The sequence below is a fragment of the Agromyces selenitireducens genome, from assembly GCF_052748465.2.
Window position 1 is genome coordinate 3,440,269 of sequence record NZ_CM188259.1, and the last position, 18,936, is coordinate 3,459,204.

The 18,936-nt window shown below is 71.8% G+C and carries 23 protein-coding genes; 14 read left to right on the forward strand and 9 right to left on the reverse strand.

Going from position 1 to position 18,936, the window contains the following annotated elements; all coding sequences use genetic code 11:
* The first annotated feature begins 16 nt into the window (after positions 1 to 16).
* The 3 genes from kynA to ACULK4_RS16165 are packed head-to-tail and all read left to right on the forward strand — an operon-like array spanning position 17 to position 3,212.
* Positions 17 to 901 (forward strand): tryptophan 2,3-dioxygenase, encoded by an 885-nt coding sequence (gene kynA, locus ACULK4_RS16155; protein WP_445963410.1) that lies wholly within the window; start codon positions 17 to 19, stop codon positions 899 to 901.
* Between the two features lie 5 nt (positions 902 to 906).
* On the forward strand, positions 907 to 1,956 hold the full coding sequence (locus ACULK4_RS16160; protein WP_445963411.1) for an amidohydrolase family protein: 1,050 nt from the start codon (positions 907 to 909) through the stop codon (positions 1,954 to 1,956).
* 32 nt (positions 1,957 to 1,988) lie between these two features.
* Complete coding sequence (locus tag ACULK4_RS16165) at positions 1,989 to 3,212, forward strand: kynureninase (RefSeq protein ID WP_445963412.1); 1,224 nt, start codon at positions 1,989 to 1,991, stop codon at positions 3,210 to 3,212.
* Here the strand turns inward: ACULK4_RS16165 and ACULK4_RS16170 are convergent.
* Positions 3,209 to 3,628: a DUF1304 family protein gene (locus ACULK4_RS16170; protein ID WP_445963413.1), complete on the reverse strand. Its 420-nt coding sequence runs from the start codon at positions 3,626 to 3,628 to the stop codon at positions 3,209 to 3,211. The genes ACULK4_RS16165 and ACULK4_RS16170 overlap by 4 nt on opposite strands.
* Positions 3,629 to 3,804: 176 nt before the next feature.
* Here ACULK4_RS16170 and ACULK4_RS16175 point away from each other — a divergent pair, with 176 nt between their 5' ends.
* From ACULK4_RS16175 to ACULK4_RS16185, 3 genes are all read left to right on the forward strand, one after another.
* A complete protein-coding gene (locus ACULK4_RS16175; RefSeq protein WP_445963414.1) occupies positions 3,805 to 4,266 on the forward strand; it encodes a hypothetical protein in 462 nt (153 codons plus the stop codon).
* Positions 4,263 to 4,445 (forward strand): hypothetical protein, encoded by a 183-nt coding sequence (locus ACULK4_RS16180; RefSeq protein ID WP_445963415.1) that lies wholly within the window; start codon positions 4,263 to 4,265, stop codon positions 4,443 to 4,445. The genes ACULK4_RS16175 and ACULK4_RS16180 overlap by 4 nt, the downstream gene beginning before the upstream one ends.
* Before the next feature lie 112 nt (positions 4,446 to 4,557).
* Positions 4,558 to 4,914: a hypothetical protein gene (locus ACULK4_RS16185; RefSeq protein WP_445963416.1), complete on the forward strand. Its 357-nt coding sequence runs from the start codon at positions 4,558 to 4,560 to the stop codon at positions 4,912 to 4,914.
* 70 nt (positions 4,915 to 4,984) lie between these two features.
* On the opposite strand, the gene ACULK4_RS16190 is transcribed toward ACULK4_RS16185, so the two are convergent.
* Positions 4,985 to 6,265 carry a wax ester/triacylglycerol synthase domain-containing protein gene (locus ACULK4_RS16190; protein WP_445963417.1) on the reverse strand — a complete coding sequence of 427 codons (1,281 nt, stop codon included), beginning with the start codon at positions 6,263 to 6,265 and terminating at the stop codon, positions 4,985 to 4,987.
* Positions 6,266 to 6,355: 90 nt separating this feature from the next.
* Here ACULK4_RS16190 and purS point away from each other — a divergent pair, with 90 nt between their 5' ends.
* The 3 genes from purS to ACULK4_RS16205 are packed head-to-tail and all read left to right on the forward strand — an operon-like array spanning position 6,356 to position 7,883.
* A complete protein-coding gene (gene purS, locus ACULK4_RS16195; RefSeq protein ID WP_445963418.1) occupies positions 6,356 to 6,691 on the forward strand; it encodes a phosphoribosylformylglycinamidine synthase subunit PurS in 336 nt (111 codons plus the stop codon).
* 38 nt (positions 6,692 to 6,729) lie between these two features.
* Positions 6,730 to 7,428 carry a phosphoribosylformylglycinamidine synthase subunit PurQ gene (gene purQ, locus ACULK4_RS16200; protein ID WP_445963419.1) on the forward strand — a complete coding sequence of 233 codons (699 nt, stop codon included), beginning with the start codon at positions 6,730 to 6,732 and terminating at the stop codon, positions 7,426 to 7,428.
* 38 nt (positions 7,429 to 7,466) lie between these two features.
* Positions 7,467 to 7,883, forward strand: a complete 417-nt coding sequence (locus tag ACULK4_RS16205; RefSeq protein ID WP_445963420.1) for an MmcQ/YjbR family DNA-binding protein — start codon at positions 7,467 to 7,469, stop codon at positions 7,881 to 7,883.
* Positions 7,884 to 7,957: 74 nt separating this feature from the next.
* Here the strand turns inward: ACULK4_RS16205 and ACULK4_RS16210 are convergent, their stop codons facing one another.
* The 4 genes from ACULK4_RS16210 to ACULK4_RS16225 form a co-directional block, all read right to left on the reverse strand.
* On the reverse strand, positions 7,958 to 9,106 hold the full coding sequence (locus ACULK4_RS16210) for a M14 family zinc carboxypeptidase (protein WP_445963421.1): 1,149 nt from the start codon (positions 9,104 to 9,106) through the stop codon (positions 7,958 to 7,960).
* A 229-nt stretch (positions 9,107 to 9,335) separates the two neighbouring features.
* Entirely contained in the window at positions 9,336 to 10,853 is a 1,518-nt protein-coding gene (locus ACULK4_RS16215) for a catalase (protein WP_445963422.1), read from the reverse strand.
* Positions 10,854 to 10,977: 124 nt separating this feature from the next.
* On the reverse strand, positions 10,978 to 11,418 hold the full coding sequence (locus tag ACULK4_RS16220) for a Fur family transcriptional regulator (protein ID WP_445963423.1): 441 nt from the start codon (positions 11,416 to 11,418) through the stop codon (positions 10,978 to 10,980).
* Positions 11,419 to 11,496: 78 nt separating this feature from the next.
* On the reverse strand, positions 11,497 to 12,729 hold the full coding sequence (locus tag ACULK4_RS16225) for a mechanosensitive ion channel family protein (RefSeq protein WP_445963424.1): 1,233 nt from the start codon (positions 12,727 to 12,729) through the stop codon (positions 11,497 to 11,499).
* Positions 12,730 to 12,782: 53 nt separating this feature from the next.
* On the opposite strand from ACULK4_RS16225, the gene ACULK4_RS16230 reads away from it, so the two are divergent.
* A complete protein-coding gene (locus ACULK4_RS16230) occupies positions 12,783 to 14,156 on the forward strand; it encodes a DUF2254 domain-containing protein (RefSeq protein WP_445963425.1) in 1,374 nt (457 codons plus the stop codon).
* 60 nt (positions 14,157 to 14,216) lie between these two features.
* Here the strand turns inward: ACULK4_RS16230 and ACULK4_RS16235 are convergent, their stop codons facing one another.
* The 3 genes from ACULK4_RS16235 to ACULK4_RS16245 all read right to left on the reverse strand — a co-directional run bounded on the left by ACULK4_RS16235 (position 14,217) and on the right by ACULK4_RS16245 (position 16,007).
* Positions 14,217 to 14,582, reverse strand: a complete 366-nt coding sequence (locus ACULK4_RS16235; RefSeq protein WP_445963426.1) for a DUF1801 domain-containing protein — start codon at positions 14,580 to 14,582, stop codon at positions 14,217 to 14,219.
* A gap of 59 nt (positions 14,583 to 14,641) precedes the next feature.
* Positions 14,642 to 15,376, reverse strand: a complete 735-nt coding sequence (locus ACULK4_RS16240) for a flavodoxin family protein (RefSeq protein ID WP_445963427.1) — start codon at positions 15,374 to 15,376, stop codon at positions 14,642 to 14,644.
* A 97-nt stretch (positions 15,377 to 15,473) separates the two neighbouring features.
* Positions 15,474 to 16,007 (reverse strand): adenine phosphoribosyltransferase, encoded by a 534-nt coding sequence (locus tag ACULK4_RS16245; RefSeq protein ID WP_445963428.1) that lies wholly within the window; start codon positions 16,005 to 16,007, stop codon positions 15,474 to 15,476.
* Between the two features lie 88 nt (positions 16,008 to 16,095).
* On the opposite strand from ACULK4_RS16245, the gene ACULK4_RS16250 reads away from it, so the two are divergent.
* From ACULK4_RS16250 to ACULK4_RS16265, 4 genes are all read left to right on the forward strand, one after another.
* Entirely contained in the window at positions 16,096 to 16,623 is a 528-nt protein-coding gene (locus ACULK4_RS16250; protein WP_445963429.1) for a hypothetical protein, read from the forward strand.
* A 111-nt stretch (positions 16,624 to 16,734) separates the two neighbouring features.
* Entirely contained in the window at positions 16,735 to 17,265 is a 531-nt protein-coding gene (locus tag ACULK4_RS16255) for a DUF3817 domain-containing protein (protein ID WP_445963430.1), read from the forward strand.
* A gap of 165 nt (positions 17,266 to 17,430) precedes the next feature.
* Positions 17,431 to 18,009 (forward strand): RNA polymerase sigma factor, encoded by a 579-nt coding sequence (locus ACULK4_RS16260; RefSeq protein WP_445963431.1) that lies wholly within the window; start codon positions 17,431 to 17,433, stop codon positions 18,007 to 18,009.
* Positions 17,999 to 18,874: a hypothetical protein gene (locus ACULK4_RS16265; protein ID WP_445963432.1), complete on the forward strand. Its 876-nt coding sequence runs from the start codon at positions 17,999 to 18,001 to the stop codon at positions 18,872 to 18,874. Before ACULK4_RS16260 ends, ACULK4_RS16265 begins: the two co-directional genes overlap by 11 nt.
* The last annotated feature ends 62 nt before the right edge of the window (positions 18,875 to 18,936 follow it).

Genomic DNA, 18,936 nt, shown 5'->3' on the forward strand with positions numbered 1-18,936 from the left:
TGGCTAGGCTGGCCGCGTGGCACCACACGACGAGCAGTCCGCCGACGACGAGGTCGAGGCGAACACGCGGCGGATCGAGGCATCCGTCGTCACCGACTTCAGCGACCGCATGAGCTACGGCGGGTACCTCGACCTCGACACCCTGCTGGCGGCGCAGCGGCCGATCTCGCGACCCGAGCACCACGACGAACTGCTGTTCATCATCCAGCACCAGACCACCGAGCTCTGGCTGAAGCTGGTGCTGCACGAGCTCGAGACCGCGCGCGACCTGATGCGCGCCAACGAGCTCGCACCGGCCCTGAAGTGCATCGCGCGCGTGAAGCACATCCAGAAGACGCTGACCGAGCAGTGGTCGGTGCTCGCGACGCTCACCCCCACCGAGTACGCGCAGTTCCGGGGCGTGCTCGGCAACGCGAGCGGCTTCCAGTCGTACCAGTACCGCGCGGTCGAGTTCGTGCTCGGCAACAAGAACGCGAAGATGATGCAGGTCTTCGAGGCGGATGCCGCGGCGACCGCCATCCTGCGCCATGCGCTCGAGTCGCCGAGCGTGTACGACGAGTTCCTGCGGCTGCTCGCCCGCGCCGGCTACGACGTCCCGGCCGACGTGCTCGAGCGCGACGTGACCGAGGCCTGGACCTTCCGGCCCGAGCTCGTTCCCGTGTTCGCGCAGATCTACGCCGACCCCGAACACAACTGGTCGGCGTACGAGACCTGCGAGGAGCTCGTCGACCTGGAGGACAACTTCCAGCTCTGGCGGTTCCGGCACCTCAAGACCGTCGAGCGCATCATCGGCTCGAAGACGGGCACGGGCGGGTCCAGCGGCGCGCCGTTCCTCAGGCGCGCACTCGAGCTCACGTTCTTCCCCGAGCTCTACGCCGTGCGCACCGAGATCCCCGGGTGACGCGCATGACGGATGCCCCGGACGCCTCTGCCCTCGGCCCGCTCGCCCGCCGCGTACGCCGCTCGCTGAACGGCGACCACCCCGGCGAGACCGGGACGATGCTGCCGCCGCTCGTCGACCACCACGTGCACCTGCAGCTGGTCCGTCCGGACGACGCGGTCGCGGGCGGGATCGCGGCCGTCGTCGACCTCGGCGCCGACCCGGGCGCCATCGCGACCATCGCCCGCACCGAGGGGCTGCCGCACGTCCGGTACGCGGGCGCGTTCCTCACCGCGCCGGGCGGGTACCCCTCCGACCGGCCGTGGGCCCCCGCGGGGAGCGTGCGCGAACTGCGGTCCGTCGACGGCGACGCCGATGCGTCCGCGGAGCGCACGCGCGAGCGCGAGCACCAGGCGCTGGCCGGCCCCGTCGAGGCGGTCGTCGACGAGCAGTGGCGGTTCGGGGCATCCGTCGTCAAGATCGCGCTCAACGCCGACGCGGGGCCGGTGTTCGACCGGCCCACGCTCGACGCGGTCGTCGCCGCGGCGCGCACGCGCGGGCTGCCGGTCGCCGCGCACGCCGAGGGCCCCGGCATGGCCGAGCTCGCGATCGAGGCGGACGTCGACGTGCTCGTGCACGCCCCGTTCACCGACCGGCTCGACGACGAGCTCATCGCCCGCGCCGCGGCGGCCGGGCAGTCGTGGATCTCGACGCTCGCGATCCACGTCCGCGACGGCGGACCCGCCGCCGGGATCGCGATCGACAACGTGCGACGATTCCGTGACGCGGGCGGGCGCGTGCTCTACGGCACCGACCTCGGCAACGGCGACCTCCGGGCCGGCGTGAACCCCGACGAGGTCGCGGCGCTCGTGCGGGCCGGGCTCGCGGCATCCGCCGTCATCGCCGCGCTCGCCGACCCCTGGCCCGAGCGCACCGCCGGCTGGACCGACGCGGGCGTCGCGACGTTCGTGCCCGACCCGGCGCCGTCGGGCGCCGACCTCGCCGACCCCGAGGCGGTGGCCGCGTGGCTCGCCGCCGCGCAGATCGTGCCCACCGAGGAACTGGAGCCCCGCTGATCATGGACCCCCGGCTCGCCTACGCCCGGCGCATGGACCGCTCCGACGGCCTCGCGCACCACCGCAAGCGCTTCGTCGGCGCCGACACCGACCTCGTCTACTTCGACGGCAACTCGCTGGGCCGGCCGCCGGCCACGGCGATCGACCGCGTCACGGCGTTCATGCGCGATGAATGGGGCGGGCGCCTCATCCGCGGCTGGGACGAGTCGTGGCTGCAGCTTCCGTACGAGATCGGCGACCAGATCGGCCGCGCCGTCATCGAGGCGAAGGCGGGCCAGACCGTCATCGGCGACTCGACCACGGTGCTCATCTACAAGCTGGCGCGAGCCGCCGTCGACGCCCAGCTCGCGCGCGACTCCGAGCGGCGCGAGATCGTCGTCGATCGTGACAACTTCCCCACCGACCGCTACGTGCTCGAGGGCATCGCGAACGAGACCGGATGCCGCCTCCGGTGGATCGACGTCGACCTCACCCGCGGCGTCACCTCCGAGCAGCTCGCCCGGGCCGTCGGCCCGCAGACCGCGCTCGTGGTGCTGAACCACGTGTCGTACCGCTCGGCCTACCTCGCCGACGCGCAGGAGCTCACCCGCATCGCGCACGACGCGGGCGCACTCGTGCTCTGGGACCTGTGCCACTCGGCCGGCTCGGTGCCCGTGCACGCCGACCGCTGGGACTTCGACCTCGCCGTCGGCTGCACGTACAAGTACCTCAACGGCGGACCCGGCTCCCCCGCGTTCGCGTACGTGCGCGACGACCTGCACCGCGTGCTGCGGCAGCCGATCCAGGGGTGGTTCGGCACCGCCGACCTGTTCACGATGGGGCCCGAGTACGTGCCCGCGGACGGCATCCGTCGCTTCGTCAGCGGCACGTCGCCGATCTCGGCGATGATCGCCATGCGCGAGACGCTGAGCATGATCGAGGACGCGGGCATGCCCGCGATCCGCGCCAAGTCGATCGCGCTCACCTCGTACGCGATCGACCTCGCCGACGAGTGGCTCGCGCCCCTCGGCGTGACCGTCGGTTCCCCGCGCGACGCCGAGGAGCGCGGAGGGCACGTGATCCTGCAGCACGACGCGATGCGCGAGGTCACCGCGCGGCTCTGGCAGCGCGACGTCATCCCGGACTACCGCGACGTCGGCGGGTTGCGCATCGGCCTCGCGCCGCTCTCGACGAGCTTCGAGGAGGTGCACCGCGGCCTCGAGGCGACGCGCGAGGTGCTCCGCGGGGTGCTCGCGGAGCGCGCCGGGCTCGGCTAGGTCCGCGACGGCGCGGCGGCCGTGTGCGCGGGGCGCCGGTCCCCGACGACGATCGCGATGACCACGGCGAGCGCGAGACCGGCCTCGGACAGCCCCGACAGCCAGAGCTCGGGCGCGGTGATCACGAGGGTGATCCCGAGCACGACGTGCATCGCACTGAAGGCGAGCACCAGCGCGCGCCCTGCGGCGACCTGCCCGCGCCGGACGAGGACGATGCCGACCACGATCGCGATGCCCATGAGGATGTTGTAGACGCCGACGTTCCGGGTCCACAGTGCCACCGCGTCGTACTCGCCCGGCTCGATGAGGAAGATCGGATACAGCTCCGGGCTGCGGAAGAAGAAGGTCTCGAGCACGCCCACCACGATGAGCGTCAGCGCCATCAGGGCGGCGAGCACCTGCGCGACGGTGTTCATGTGGCGCATCATCCTCCGATTCGGCGCCGGCGACCACCCCCGGGCGTGGGGTTTCGCCTGCCGTAGGCGCTGCCTCGCGGCCTGTCAACGCCCTCGACCCCGCGCCGCTCCGGGGTCAGACTGCTTGCGTGGCGTCCCGTGACCCGTGGGGCGCCCGGACCGAAGGAGCGACGAGCATGAGCGACGAGAAGACGACACGCACCGACGCCGGAGAGGCCACCGGGGCCGCGACCTCGACCACCATGCCGCCCACCCCGCCGGTCGGCGCCGAGTCGGCCGGCACGACCTCGGCGAGCACGTCGACGGCCGCCCCGGCCGCCCCGGCCGGCCCCGGCGAGGACCGCGACAGCGGCGACCGCGAGGCCGTCGACTCGGTCGGCGGCACCTCGGGCACGCCGATCGCAAAGGCAGCGGATGCCGCAGCGGAAGCCGCCCGGAACGCGACGTCGCGACTCAAGGAGGCCGCCGAGAACGCTGACCTCGACCGCCTCACCGAGGATGCGAAGCGCGTGACCGGCGAGTGGACCGAGAAGGTCAAGGAGGAGTACCGCCGCCGACCGGGCGTCGTCATCGCGGCGGCCGTGGGCGGCGTGGTGCTGCTGGCCACGATCGCGCGAGCGATCGGCGGGCGGCGATGAGCGATACGGCGGGCGCCGCGGGAATGGGCGGCTCCGACGGCACCGAGGTGGCCGGGGCCTCGCCGGGCGCGACCGGTTCGTACGGCGAGCCCGGCCACGCCGTGCCCGACCCGAAGCAGCCCGTGACGTCGATGGACACCGCGGCCTCCGACGAGGACGACGAGACGTCGCCGGAGTGAGGGACCGGGCCCACGGCATCCGTCGACGCCGCGGGCCCTTCGCCTCACGTGCCCGAAACATGCCGCGCGTACGATGGCCCGACCACGTACTCGACCGAAGGGGACCGAACCCATGACGGATGCGACGAACGAACCGCTCGACGACCGGGTCGAGGCCGCCATCGACGACGCGAAGGCGGCTGCGGACCGCGCTGCGGACGAGGCCGCCGACACGGTCGAGGAATTGACCGCCGCCGCGACGGAAGCCGCCGAGAAGGTCGCCACGGTCGTCTCCGACGCGGCCAGCCAGGCGAAGGCCGTCGCCGTCGAGGCGCTCGACGACGCAGAGGACCTCTTCGAGGACGCCTCCGACTGGATCGAGGAGAAGTACCGCGAGAACCCGGCCCTGGTGCTCGGCCTCGCCGCGGCGGCCGGTATCGCGCTGCTCGTCGGAATCGGCGCGATCGCGCGCGCGATCTTCCGTCGCTGAGCAGGCCGCCTGGACCCCCGTAGGGGCGGGAAGGGACCCGGTCGGACGCCCGGTGCGGCCGGCCGGGTCGTCAGGCGAGTGCGGCGATCCGGGCCAGCTCGGATCGCAGGGTCCGCGCGACGACCTCCACCGGCACCGCGTCCGCGTCGCAGTGCACGGCGATCCGCAGCGCACCGTCGTACGAGAGCGCCGCGACGCCGAGCCGCACGTTGCCCTGGATCGCGGCGACCGGCCAGACCCGTTCGAGCGGCGCACCGGCGATGGCGAGCGGATGCCGCGGGCCGGGCACGTTCGTCACGAACATCGCGATCAGCCGTTGGTGCCGTGCGAGGCTGGCGAACACGCGGGCGCCGAGACGGGTGCGGATGAGCTCGAGGGTGCCGCGGGACCGCGCGTCGTCCTTGCCCGCGCGGGTGAGCTCGGCGATGCGCCGCAGCCGCGTTGCCGCATCCGCTTCACCCGTCGGCAGCCGTGCGAGCATGACGCCGACGGCATTGCCCGACCGGCCGCGGTCGCCGAGCGCGACCGGAACGCTCGCCGGCAGCGCGGGCGGCACGACGGCGCCGCGTTCCCGCAGTGCCGCCTCGGCCCCTGCGGCCACTGCGGCGAGCAGCGCGTCGTTCAGGGTGCCGCCCTGACTTCGGGCACCGGACGCGAGCGGACCGATCGGCGCCTCGACGAAGGCGATGCCGCGATGCGGCCCGATTCGACCGAGGAGGGGCGTGGCCGGTATCGCACGGCGCAGCATCGACGCCGTGCGGCTGACGCCGGAGGCGATGCTCCGCACGCGCGCGGGGAAGCCTCGCCGGGCGCGCGGTCCGGGCGGTCGTCCGGCAGGCGTTCCGGACGCCGCGCGGCCGGCGCCGTCGGCATCCAGGAGGGTCTCGACGAGCCGCACGGCCGCGATCCCGTCCGCCATGGCGTGGTGGATCCGCAGCACGATCCCCACGCGGTCCGGTGCGACGCCGGGGACGACGAGGAGCTCCCACAGCGGGCGATCGGTCGACATCGGCGTGACCATGAGCCGGGCGCAGAGCGACTCGAGCCCCGCGACCCCGTCGACCGGCTCGACCACCCGGACGTGGCGGTCGAGGTCGACCCTCACGTCCTCCCAGGCGAGCACGCGCCCTCGACGGACCACGCGCTGGGACAGCCGCGGTTCGCGCGGCAGTCGCTCCGCGAATCCCGTCCGGAGCGCCGCGAGGTCGAGGGCTCCGTCGGCGGCGACCACGCCCCCCGGCGCGAGCACGCCCGCCATCAGGAACGCGTTCACCTGATCGCGCGCGTCGATCTCGATGTTCGACGCGTCGGCCGGTGAGAGCCTCTCGCGCGGCATCCGCTGCCCGCCCACTGCCGCAGTCTACGTCCGACGACGAGCCGACGCCCGGGCGGCGCATAGAATCGAGGCATCCACATTCTCGCCACCGAACGGAGCACCGCAGTGCCCACCATCGTCGTCGACGTGATGCCCAAGGCCGAACTGCTCGACCCCCAGGGGAAGGCCGTCGCCGGCGCCCTCGCCCGCACCGGGCACGGGTCCATCTCCGGCGTCCGCGTGGGCAAGCGGTTCGAGCTCACCGTCGACGGCCACATCGACGAGGCCGTCAAGGCCGAGGTCGCGGCGCTGGCCGAGAACGTGCTGTCGAACTCCGTCATCGAAGACGTCGTGGGCATCCACTACGAGCAGTCGAACGCCGAGCTCGCCGAGGAGCGCGCCGACTCGCCCGAGGCATCCGACGGCATCGGCTACGACGCGCCCGCCGGCGAGACCCACTGACCCCACCCACCGACCCCGAGACCACCGGAGGCACCCGCATGCGCATCGGCGTCATCACCTTCCCCGGCTCGCTCGACGACCGCGACGCGCAGCGTGCGGTGCGGCTCGCGGGCGGCGAGCCCGTCGCACTCTGGCACGGCTCGCACGACCTCGAGGGCGTCGACGCGCTCATCCTCCCGGGCGGCTTCAGCTACGGCGACTACCTGCGGTGCGGCGCGATCGCCTCGCTCAGCCCGATCATGACCGAGGTCGTCGACGCGGCGAACGCAGGACTGCCCGTGCTCGGCATCTGCAACGGGTTCCAGATGCTCACCGAGGCGCACCTGCTCGAGGGCGGGCTCATCCGCAACGACCACGGCACGTTCATCTGCCGCGACCAGGTGCTCCGCGTCGAGAACACGTCGACCGACTGGACCGGCGACTTCTCGGCCGGCCAGGAGATCACCATCCCGCTGAAGAACGGCGAGGGCGGGTTCATCGCGTCGGAGGACACGCTCGACCGGCTCGAGGGCGAGGGTCGCGTGGTCTTCCGCTACGTCGGCGTGAACCCGAACGGGTCCCTCCGCGACATCGCGGGCATCGCCAACGAACGCGGCAACGTCGTCGGCCTCATGCCGCACCCCGAGCACGCCGTCGAGCCGGGCTTCGGCCCCGACACCCCCGCCGCGATGCGCTCGGGTGTCGACGGGCTCGGGTTCTTCACGAGCGTCGTGCGCCGCACCCTCGTCGAGGCCTGACCCTCGTCGATGCGGGTGGCTGGGCCTAGCGTGGGCGTGTGGCGCATCCGATCATGTTCGACGAGGGCGATCCGATCCTCGCCCGGCTCCGCGAGATCTGCCTCGGCATGCCCGGCGCCGACGAGAAGACCTCGCACGGCCGACCGAACTTCTTCACGACGAAGGTCTTCGCCGTCTACGGCGGCGTGGTGAAGGGCGACCACGATCCCGAGCCGCATCGTCGCGCCGTGCTCGTGCTGACCGACCCGCACAGCCGGGCGGCGCTGCTCGAACGCGAACGGTTCTTCCTTCCCGGCTACTACGGCCCCAGCGGATGGGTCGGGCTCGACCTCGCGCGCCCCGGCGAGCCGCTGCTCCCCGACATCGACTGGATCGAGGTCGCCGAGCTCGTCGACGCGTCGTACCGGATGACCGCCCCGGCGCGGCTCGTCCGGGAGCTCGATGCCCGGGGGTGAACTCCGCTCGGGGCGGAGACGCCGAACGGGGCGGGTGCGGCAGATCGCCGCCCCGCCCCGTCTGTCGCGGTGGGTCAGAAGCCGATCGGGATGACCCCGTCGTCGGTCTGGTAGCCGGTGACCGGCGCGTGCGGGATCTCGTCCCAGCGCTCCGGGTCCTCCTGCTGCACCTCGCCGGTGGCCATGCCGGTCAGCAGCTCGGTCAGCGCGAGCACGTTCTGCTGGATCGACTTGCCGCGCGCCTTCTGGCCGAGGCTGCCGTCGCTCGTGTTGCCGCTGGTCTCGAAGAAGATCGCCGGGTTGCTGTGGCCCTCGGGGTTCAGCCCGTCGTGGTCGAGCCCGAGCATCATCGCGGAGATGACGCCGCCCTTGATGTCGATCTCGAGGCTGCCGCCGACCTGGTAGCGGTCCATGTTGACGTAGCCGGCGCGCTGCAGCTCGTCGTACACGTGCACGTGCATCTGACGGGTCAGCACGTCGTACGCGCCGCCCTCGATGCCCGGCAGCGTCGGTCCGCCGGGCGCGAGCGAGATGCCGAGCGACAGCGTCACGTCGTCGCCCGTGCCGTACTCGCGCTTGAGGCCCTGGTGGTGGACGTCGACCGCGAACGCGGGGTCGACCATGGTCCAGTACTCGTAGAACGCCTCGGACTCGGCGGCGGCGAACTTGCCGACGCCCCAGTCGCGGTTCAGGTCGATGCGCTGCCCGGAGCCGTCCTGCAGGATCGTCTGCCGGATGTTGAGCTCCGACCCGTCCGGGTTGTACATGGGGATCACGTGGAGCGTGTACGTCTCGCGCAGCAGCTCCCAGTCGGACGACCCGTTGGTACCCATGTCCTTGAGGATCGCGAGCAGCGACTCGGTGCCGTACGGCTCGTTGCCGTGGATGCGCCCCTGGAGCCACACGTGCTCGGGGCCGTCGCCGACGGTCGCGACGTAGAGGTCGCGGCCCTGCTCGGAGACCGAGACCTCGGTGCCCGCCTCGGCGAGCGTGAAGACGTCGACGCCGAAGCGCGACGTCTTCTCGATCCGCTCGAGCTCGGCGATGAGGTCGTCGTAGGTGACGATGCTCGCGATGTTCGTCTCACCCTCGGTGGAGGGGAAGTTCGCGTCGGCGAGGGCCGGCGCGCCCGCGGTGAACGGGACGGCGACGGCGAACGCCGCGGCGGCGGCGATGGCGGTGGTGCGACGGCGGCGGTGCGGTGACTTCGGGCCGATGGTCATTGAGGCTCTCCCCCTTGAGACGGATGTGCCGGTGAAGGCGGCACGAGTCCCCGGGAAACCACCCGGAAGGGGCTTTCCCGAGGACTTGGGGCGAGCCTACGGACGCCCGTCTCCACTTCTCAAGGGACGGGCGTCCGTGACTTGCCGCAGGTCCCAGCCGAACGTCCGCGGCCGTCGGCGGGCGGCATCCGAGCCGCGCGGTCACGCGACCCGGACGCCGTCGACCGGGCTATGCCGCGGCGTCCTCCTCGTCGGCCTCCGGCTGCTGCGGTGCCTCGGCGTTCACGCCCGCCGCGTACGCCTCGCGGAGCGCCGCGCCGAGGCAGGCGTCGACGTTCGTCCAGTACTGGAGGAACCGTTCGCGGATGTCGCCGATCGTGATCGCGTGCGCCTGCCCCGAGAGTGTCTCGAGGAAGCGCCCCTTCGCCTCGGCGGTGAACACGTCGCGGTAGAGCGTGCCGGCCTGGCCGAAGTCGGAGTCCTCCGACCGCAGCGTGTACGCCGAGCGCACGAGCTCGCCGTCGGCCTCCCAACCGCCCTCGGCCGCAGCCTCGGGCGAGGCGACCGGCCCGCCGAACGAGTTCGGCGCGTACACCGGCACGTCCGGCGCGTTGTACCGGTGACGCTGCGCGCCGTCCTGCGAGTAGTTGTGCACGGGCGCCGCGTGCGGCGCGTTCACCGGCAGCTGGTTATAGTTCGTGCCCACGCGGTAGCGCTGCGCGTCGGGGTAGCTGAACACGCGCGCCATGAGCATCTTGTCGGGGCTGATGGCGATGCCCGGCACGGTGTTCGCCGGCGAGAACGCGGCCTGCTCGATCTCGGCGAAGAAGTTCTGCGGGTTCCGGTCGAGCGTGAGCGTGCCGACGGGGATCAGGGGGTAGTCGGCGTGCGGCCACACCTTGGTGAGGTCGAACGGGTTGAACCGGTAGGTCTTCGCGTCCGCGTAGGGCATGACCTGCACGTGCAGGTCCCACTTCGGGAAGTCGCCGCGCTGGATCGCCTCGTACAGGTCGCGGCGGTAGAAGTCGGCGTCGGCGCCCGCGATGGCCTCGGCGGTCGCGGCATCCAGGTGCAGGTCGCCCTGCCGGGAGCGGAAGTGGTACTTGACCCAGAACTTCTCGCCTGCGGCGTTGATCCACTGGTAGGTGTGCGAGCCGTAGCCCTGCATCTCGCGCCACGACTTCGGCAGCCCGCGGTCGCCCATGAGGTAGGTGACCTGGTGGGCCGACTCGGGCGAGAGGGTCCAGAAGTCCCACTGCATGTCGGCGTCGCGCAGGCCGGAGCCGGGCAGGCGCTTCTGCGAGTGGATGAAGTCGGGGAACTTCGCGCCGTCGCGGATGAAGAACACCGGGGTGTTGTTGCCGACGATGTCGTAGTTGCCCTCGGTCGTGTAGAACTTCAGCGAGAAGCCGCGGACGTCGCGCCAGGTGTCGGGCGAGCCCTGCTCGCCGGCGACCGACGAGAACCGCAGCAGGGTCTCGGACTCCGTGCCGGGCTGGAACACGGCGGCACGCGTGTACGCCGAAACGTCGTGGGTCGCCTCGAACCGGCCGAACGCGCCGCCGCCCTTGGCGTGGACGATGCGCTCCGGGATGCGCTCCCGGTTGAACTGCGCGAGCTTCTCGACGAGGTACCGGTCGTGCAGCACCGTGGCGCCGTCGGCGCCGACGGTGAGCGAGTGCGCGTCGCTCGCGACCGGCGTCCCGGTCTGCGTGGTGGTGGGCGGCGGGGTCGTGGGATGAGACATTCGTCCTTCTTCTTCTCGGGGGTGGATGCCGCGACCAGGGCGGCGCACGACGTGCGGGCACGACGAGCACCGCCCGGCCGGGCGGTCGGCGCGCGGGGCGCCGGGGCGAGCGGATGGCGCCGGACTAGCCGACGGCCTCCCGCCGGCAGTCGGCGCAGAGGCCCCAGAAGGTGACCTCGGCGGTGTGGATGGCGAACCCGCCCGCATCGGACGGCACGAGGCACGGTGCGTGGCCGACGACGCAGTCGATGTCGGCGACGGCGTGGCAGCGCGTGCAGACGACGTGGTGGTGGTTGTCGCCGATGCGGCTCTCGTAGAGCGCGGCGGAGCCGGCGGGCTCGATGCGCCGGAGCAGGCCGGCCTCGTTCAACGCGCCCAGCACGTTGTAGACCGACTGCAGCGGCGTGCCCGGCAGCGCCTCGAGCACGCGCGCGTGCACGGCGTCGGCGTCGAGGTGACCGTTGCCGGTCACGGCCTCGAGCACGGCGAGCCGGGGCGCGGTCACCTTGAGGCCGGCGGCACGCAGATGCGCCTCGGCCTCGTCTCGTTGGATCGCGGTCGCCATGTCCTCGACGGTAGCAGTTGTTTTGAATCACTCAAAACAACTGAGGGTTGCGCAGTTCCGCGCCCGCGACCACCGTGCTCAACGGCGGGATCCCACGTCGTCCGGCTCGTCCGCCTCGACCACGGGGATCGCCGCCGTGAACTCCGAGGCGCGCTGCTCGCCCTCATCGCTGCCCGAGAACAGTCCGGCCCGCTCGCGCGGTGCGGATCCGGACGGCGGCCGGGGCTCGGCCGCGGCATCCGCTCGCCCCTCGACCGCCGCCTCATCGGCGGGATCGCCGATGAGCACGCGCTGGCGGGGCAACGCGTCGCGGCCGAGCTCGCGCACCCATTCGACGAGTTCCTCGCGGACGAGGCAGCGCAGGTCCCACAGGGCCGCGGAGTCCTCCGCGCTCACGAGCACGCGCACCCGCACGAGGCCGCCGGTCGCGTCCGTGACCTGCAGCACCTTCGTGCGCCCGTCCCACAGGTCGGTTCCTGCGAGCAACCGGTCGAGCTCCTCGCGCATCGCGTCGGTCGACACGCGCCAGTCGACGTCGAGCTCGACCGCGCCGATCACCGCACTGCCGTACTTCGTCCAGTTCTGGAACGGCTTGGTCGTGAAGTACGTGCACGGCAGCACGACGGTGCGCTCGTCCCACGTCATGACGACCACGTACGTGAGCGTGATCTCGCGGATGCGACCCCACTCCCCCTCGACGACCACCACGTCGTCGACGCGGATCGCCTCGGAGAACGCCAGCTGCACGCCCGCGAACACGTTCGCGAGCACCGACTGCGCGGCGAGGCCCGCGACGATCGACGCGATGCCGGCCGATGCGAGCAGGCTCGCGCCGACCGCCCGCACGCCGTCGAAGGTCAGCAGGATCGCACCGATGGCGACGAGCACGACCACCACCACGACGAGTCGTCGTACGACCTGCAGCTGGGTGTGCACGCGGCGCGCCACCCGGTTGTCGGCGACGCCCACGTCATACCGGCGCTCGCCGACGTCGGCGAGGAACAGGATCACCTGTGCCGCCAGCCACGCGCCGGCCGCGATCAGTGCGATGAGCATCGCATGGTCGACGGCGGGGCGCCACGGTTCGTCGGGGAACGCGACCGCGATCGCGATCGCGAGGCCGACCACGAGCAGCACCGTACGGAACGGCCACCGCGCCCGGCGGATCAGGATGGTGGCCCAGTCGCGTCGCCTCGCGACGGCGCGCACGATCAGCGACGCGATCGCCGAGACCACGAAGACGGATGCCGCGACCGCGACGAGCACGACGGCGAACACCGCGGCAGGCTCCCAAGTGGAGATGTCGGGCATGGGCGGACTCCCTCCGGTCGCCCCCCAGCGTAGGCTGCCGAATGGGAGGTGGCATGTCCGAACAATCCAACGGCGCCCGGCGGAAGCTCTCATCGCTCTCCGAGGCCGTCGCATCCCGGCTGTGGCCGATCCCGGCCGCGGCGCTCGTCGTCGGCGTCGTGCTCGGCGTCCTCCTGCCCCAACTCGACCAGGCGCTCGACGAGCAGCTGTCCCCGACTGTGGCCGCCTGGGTCTTCAGCGGCGGAGTCGACGCGGCACGCGCGGTGCTCACGACGATCAGCGGGTCGCTGATCACCGCGACCTCGCTCATCTTCTCGCTCACGGTCGTCGCGCTGCAGCTCGCGAGCAGCCAGGCGTCGCCCCGGCTGCTGCGGATGTTCGCCGCCGACGCCTTCGTGCACTGGACGCTCGCGACCTTCCTCGGCACCTTCGCCTTCGCGCTCGTCGTGCTCCGCACGGTGTCCGACGCCGGCGGGACCGTCGCCGTGCCGCGGATCTCGGTCACCTTCGCCGTGCTGCTGACCATCGTCAGCATGTTCGTGCTCACGCTCTTCCTCGGGCACCTCGCGCGCATCCTGCGCGTGGAGACGATGCTTCGCGACGTGCACGATGAGGTGTCGCAGACCATCGACCTGCTGGCCGCCGACCGCCACGAGGGCCGGGACGAGCCCGCGGTGGCGCCCGCCGACCGCGTCGAGCGCGACGTGGTGGCCCACCGCTCAGGGTTCATCACCTCGATCGAACGGGGCAGGCTCATCGACCTCGCGGAGGAGCGCGACCTCGTCGTGCGCGAGCACCGCGCGGTCGGCTCGAGCGTGATCGCCGGAACTCCGATCGCATCGTGGTGGGCTGCCGAGGCGTCCTCCCAAGTCGGCACCCGCGCCGAGGTCGACGCCGTCGACGCCCGCATCCGCGGCGCGATCTCGATCTCCTACGAGCGGACGCCCCGGCAGGACATCGGCTACGGCGTGCGCCAGATGGCCGACATCGCCACGAAGGCCCTCTCCCCCGGCGTCAACGACCCCACCACCGCCGTCCACGCGCTCAGCCACCTCGCCGCCGTGCTCGCCGACCTCGCAGAGCTGCCGCCCGAACCGGCGACCATCGTCGGATCGGGCGGACGCGACCGCCTGGTGCCGTGCCGCACGGACTTCGCCGACCTGGTCGAGACCGCCCTGGAGCAGCCGCGGCGCTACGGCGCCGGCGACCCGGACGTGGTCGCGCGGCTCTACGGAGTCATCGGGGATGTCGCCTGGCGCACCGCTGACCGCGAACGCGTCTCGCTGCTGCGCAGCCAGCTCGAGCGGCTCACGGCGACGGTGCTGCGCGAAGACTACGACGACGTCGAGCGCGCACGGTTCGCCGAGCTCGAGGCGGAGGTGCGGAGCACGCTCGACCGGGCGGTCCGGCGCGACTCCCCCGCCTGAGCCCCCGGCCGCCTCGCGGCCTCGTCATGGAGAAGGCGCCGGCCGCTGAGGGGCGGCGCCTCAGCCGGCGTCGCGGGCCGCGACCCACGCCCTGACGACGTCCTGCAGCGCGTGGCGCTTGCGTTCCAGGTCGTCGGCGTCGGCGAACTTCGCCACGCGCGAGACGTCGCCCTCGCCCTCCAGCAGCCCGGCCGGGTCCGGGAGCTCGGCGCCGCGGTGGAACATGAGGCTCACGTGCTTGGTGGCCTTGGGATAGAACGACGCGATGTTGCCGCGGTACATGAACGTCGGCGCCTGCCACTTGATCGCCTCGGTCACGCGGTCGTCGGCGTCGAGCACGGCGTCGCGAACCGCCATCACGAGGTCGCGCTGCGGATTGTCGTAGCGGTCGAACCACGCGTCGACCGCTGGATCGTGCCGCGTCATGTCCGCAGTATGGCACCGTGTCCGGCGTGCGGCCAGCGGCCCCGATCGATGCGACGACCTCAGCGGTACTCGGGGTTCGGGTGGTCCGGCGTCGGCACGAATCCGTAGTGCTGTCCCGATTCCCACTCGTCGCGCAGGTTGCCGATCGCGGGGATGCCGTCGGCGTCCTTCAGGATCCTTGCCAGGTGCATGAGGTTGTACGTCATGAACGTGGTGTTGCGGTTCGTGAAGTCGTTCTCGGGCCCGCCGGAGCCCTCGTCGAGGTAGCTCGGACCGGGGCCGGCCTCGCCGATCCACCCCGCGTCGGCGTTCGGCGGGATCGTGTAGCCGATGTGCTGCAGGCTGTAGAGGATGTCCATGGCGCAGTGCTTGATGCCGTCCTCGTTGCCCGTGATGATCGCGCCGCCGACCTTGCCGTAGAAGACGTACTGCCCCTTGGCGTTCCTCTCGCCGCTCATCGCGTAGAGCCGCTCGATGAGGCGCTTCGTGACCGACGAGTTGTCGCCGAGCCAGATCGGACCACCCATCACGAGGATGTCGGCGGCCTTCACCTTCGGCCAGATCTCCTCGGGCCACGCGTCGTACTGCCAGCCGTACTCGCGCATGTCGGGGTGGACGCCGGTCGCGACGTCGTGGTCGACGAACCGGATCGCCTCGACCGAGACGCCGTGGTCGCGCATGAGCCTGATGCTCGCATCCATGAGCCCCTGCGTGTTGCTGGTCTCGGGCGAGCGCTTGAGCGTGCAGTTGATGAAGATCGCGCGGAGGTCGCTGAAGTCCGGTTCGGCTGCCATAGGGCGACGCTACCCCCGTGACGAACGGATGCCACGGGGTTGTCAGCCAACGCACACCTCGCGTACGGGCCCGCGGCGCGGCATCCGTCGGCGGTGCTCAGTACTGCAGCACGCTGTGGATCTCGTATCGGTCGCCGAGCGCCGTGCGGGCGCCGAGCGCGTTGAGCTCGATCGCCACCGAGATGCCCGCGACCCGCCAGCCCGCGCGCTCGATGAGGCGCGCCGTGGCCCCCACGGTGCCGCCGGTCGCGAGGACGTCGTCGACGATGAGCACGCGGGAGCCGGGCGCCAACTCGCGCTCGTGCACCTCGAGCGCGGCCGTGCCGTACTCGAGCGCGTACTCCTCGCGGATGACGGCGCGGGGCAGCTTGCCGGCCTTGCGAACCGGCAGGACACCCGCACCGCACAGCGCCGACGCGGCGCCGGCGAGCAGGAACCCACGCGCCTCGACCCCGGCGAGGTCGTCGAACCGGCCCGCGAACGGCGCGGTCAGCGCCTCGGCGAGCGCGTGGAACGCGGGGCCGTCGGCGAAGACGGGCGAGAGGTCGCGGAACAGCACGCCGGGCTCGGGGAAGTCGGGTATGGTCGCGAGCTTCGACTCGACGAGCTCGCGCACCTGGTCATCGTCCACCGGCCACACCCTACCCGGCGCGCGGCGCTTCAGCGGGATGCCGTCAACCCGGTGGACGTCTGCGCCTCGTCGGGTAGCGTTTCGGGCGATGCGACCCCGACGATCCCGCTCGGCCCCGATCGCGTTGGCGACCGCGCTCATCTCCCTGCTCACCCTGTCCTCCTGCGCGGCCGAACCGACGTACGACGCCACGACGGCCGCGGGCCTGCGCGAGCACGTCGTGACCGTGAGCACGGCCAGCGCCGCGGGCGACTGGGCCGGCGCGCTCGCGGCGCTCGACGCCATGACTGCCGAGGTCGACGAGGCGCAGGCCGACGGCCGGATCGACGGTGAGCGGCTCGACTCGATCCTGCTCGCGATGGAGCTCGTCCGGCAGGACCTGCAGATGGCGATCGACGAGGCGGAGGACGCCGCCGAGCGTCAGCGCCTCGAGGAGGAGCAGGCGGCGCTGCAGGAGCAGCTCGACGAGCTCGTGGCCGAGCGCGCGGAGCAGGAGCGTCGCGAGCAGGAGGAGCAGCAGAAGCAGCAGGAGGACGCGAAGAAGGATGACGAGAAGAAGGATGACGAGAAGAAGGACGACGAGAAGGACGACGAGAAGGACGACGGCGACGACTAGGACGGCGACGACGAGGACGGCGCCGACGAGTCGTCCGATGTCGGGGGCCGCGGCATCCGTTCAGCCGTTCGTTCGATGCGAGCGCCCGGCCGGGCATAGCAGGATGGAGCGGTGAGCTCACCCGACTCCCCCATCCTTCCCGCGCCCGCCACGACCACGACCGTCACCTCCGTCGCACCAGGCCTCACGCCGAAGCGGCTGTTCCGCCTCCTCGCATTCGCCGAGGCGATCACCTGGACCATCCTCATCACCGCGCTCATCATGCGCGCGACGCTCGGCCTCGACTGGGCCGTGCTCGTCGGCGGATCGATCCACGGGTTCGTGTTCCTCGCCTACGCGTTCACCGCCGTGCTCGTCGGCGTGAACCAGCGCTGGTCGCTGGGGCTCATGGCGCTCGGCGTCATCACCGCGATCGTGCCGTACGCGACGATCCCCTTCGAGATGTGGCTGCTGCGCCACGACCGGCTCGAGGGCGGATGGCGCCGCGAGGCGACCGACCACCCCGCCGACGGCAACGTCATCAACCGGATGCTGCGCTGGTTCCTCGCGCGCCCGCTGCTGCTCACGATCCTCTCGGTGCTCGGCATCGCCGCGGTCTTCACGATCCTCCTCATCATCGGCCCGCCCGGCGGCCGCGACTGACCCTCTCCCCTTTCCTCTTTCAGGAGCCGCGGCGTCATCCGGCGCGGTGCTCAGGACGACACGCTGCGCGCCGGCGCGACCCGCCGGATAACTCCTGAGAAACGTCCTGCCGGAAGGATTTCTCCGTCTGCGTGTCACCTTCTCGGGGCTGCCGACATTGCTTGGATGAGGGAGGTGCACGTGGAGCACATCGGAACCACCGACGCGGAGCTGCTCGCGCGGCTCGCCGACGGCGATCAGCAGGCGCTGGCGATGATCTTCGACCGCCACGCCGCCGCGGTGACCAGGTACGCGTGGGCGCTCGCCCCGACCCGGATGGATGTCGAGGAGGTCGTGCAGGACACCTTCCTCACCGCGTGGCGGAAGGCGTCGACGATCACTATCGCCGAGACCTCGATGCTGCCGTGGCTTCTGGTCACCTGCCGCTACCTGGCGTTCAACGCCAACCGCAAGCAGGCCAGGAACCGCGCCGACAGCCTCGCCGAGTCCGACCGGGCGCACCGCGCCGGCCTCGGCGGCGGCTCCGAACGCGCCGACCAGGCCCGCGAGGAGCTGCGCTGGGTCATGGACGAGATCGAACGGCTCGACCCCGTCGACCGGCAGATCTGCGAGCTGTGCCTCGTCGAGGGCCGGCCCTACCAGGAGGTCGCCGAAACGCTCGGGCTGAGCGTCGGCGCGGTCAAGCAACGCGTGTCCAGGAACCGTGCACGACTGAGGAAGGCGGTGACCGTCGATGAGAACTGAACCCCCCACCGGAGACGACCTGACCCGCATGCTCGTCACCATGAAGCAGAACGTCCTCGAGGAGGCGTCCCGCGACCCCGCCCCGGCCCGCAGACGGGCTCGCAACCGGGCGATCATCACGAGCACTGCGATCCTGCTTACCCTCGGCCTCGGAGCCGGAGCGGCGATCGCCGCGGGCATGATCGGCGACGACGAGGAGCCGGCAGCGCAGTCGCAGCCCGACCCGACCGCCGCGGCGGCGCCGTCTCCGACCGCCACGCCCACACCCTTCGGGATCGAGACGGCCCCGCCGGTCGACCCGCTGACCACGGTCACGGAGATCGTGGTCCGACCCGAGCAACTCGACCTGCGCGACGCCGATGGTGCGCTCGTCACGAGCCTTTCGTACGACGCCGAGGTGAGCGAGTTCATCGGCACCCTCGAGACCGTGCTCGGCGTCGCGCCGGAACAGACCGGGATCGACGCGAGCGGGCACACCCCTCCATCCACGCAGTACCTCTGGGACGGGCTCGAGGTCAGGGACGATCATGAGGACCAGTGGCATCCGGACGTCCCCACCGTGATCCTCATCGACATGAACGTCATGGTCTGGGCCACGGCACCCGTCATCGGAGACGGGGTCACCGTCCGCACCGTCGGCGGGTTCCGCCCGGGCGACGACAGCGAGGCGCTCGCTGCGGAACTCGGCCAGCCGTCCGGAGGGGACTTCGCCGGTCTCCGCGTGGAGACCGGCGACCCGATCGGTGAACGCAACCCCGGGTTCGACGTCGACAACGCCTATTCCGTCGCCGTCCGCGATTGGTGGAGGAACCCGGACCAGACGATCATCCTTGCTCCCTGGAACTTCGGGGTCGGGCACGCCTGAAACCGGCGACCGGCACGACGAAGGGCGGGGCGGATGCTGCGGCATCCGCCCCGCCCTCGTTC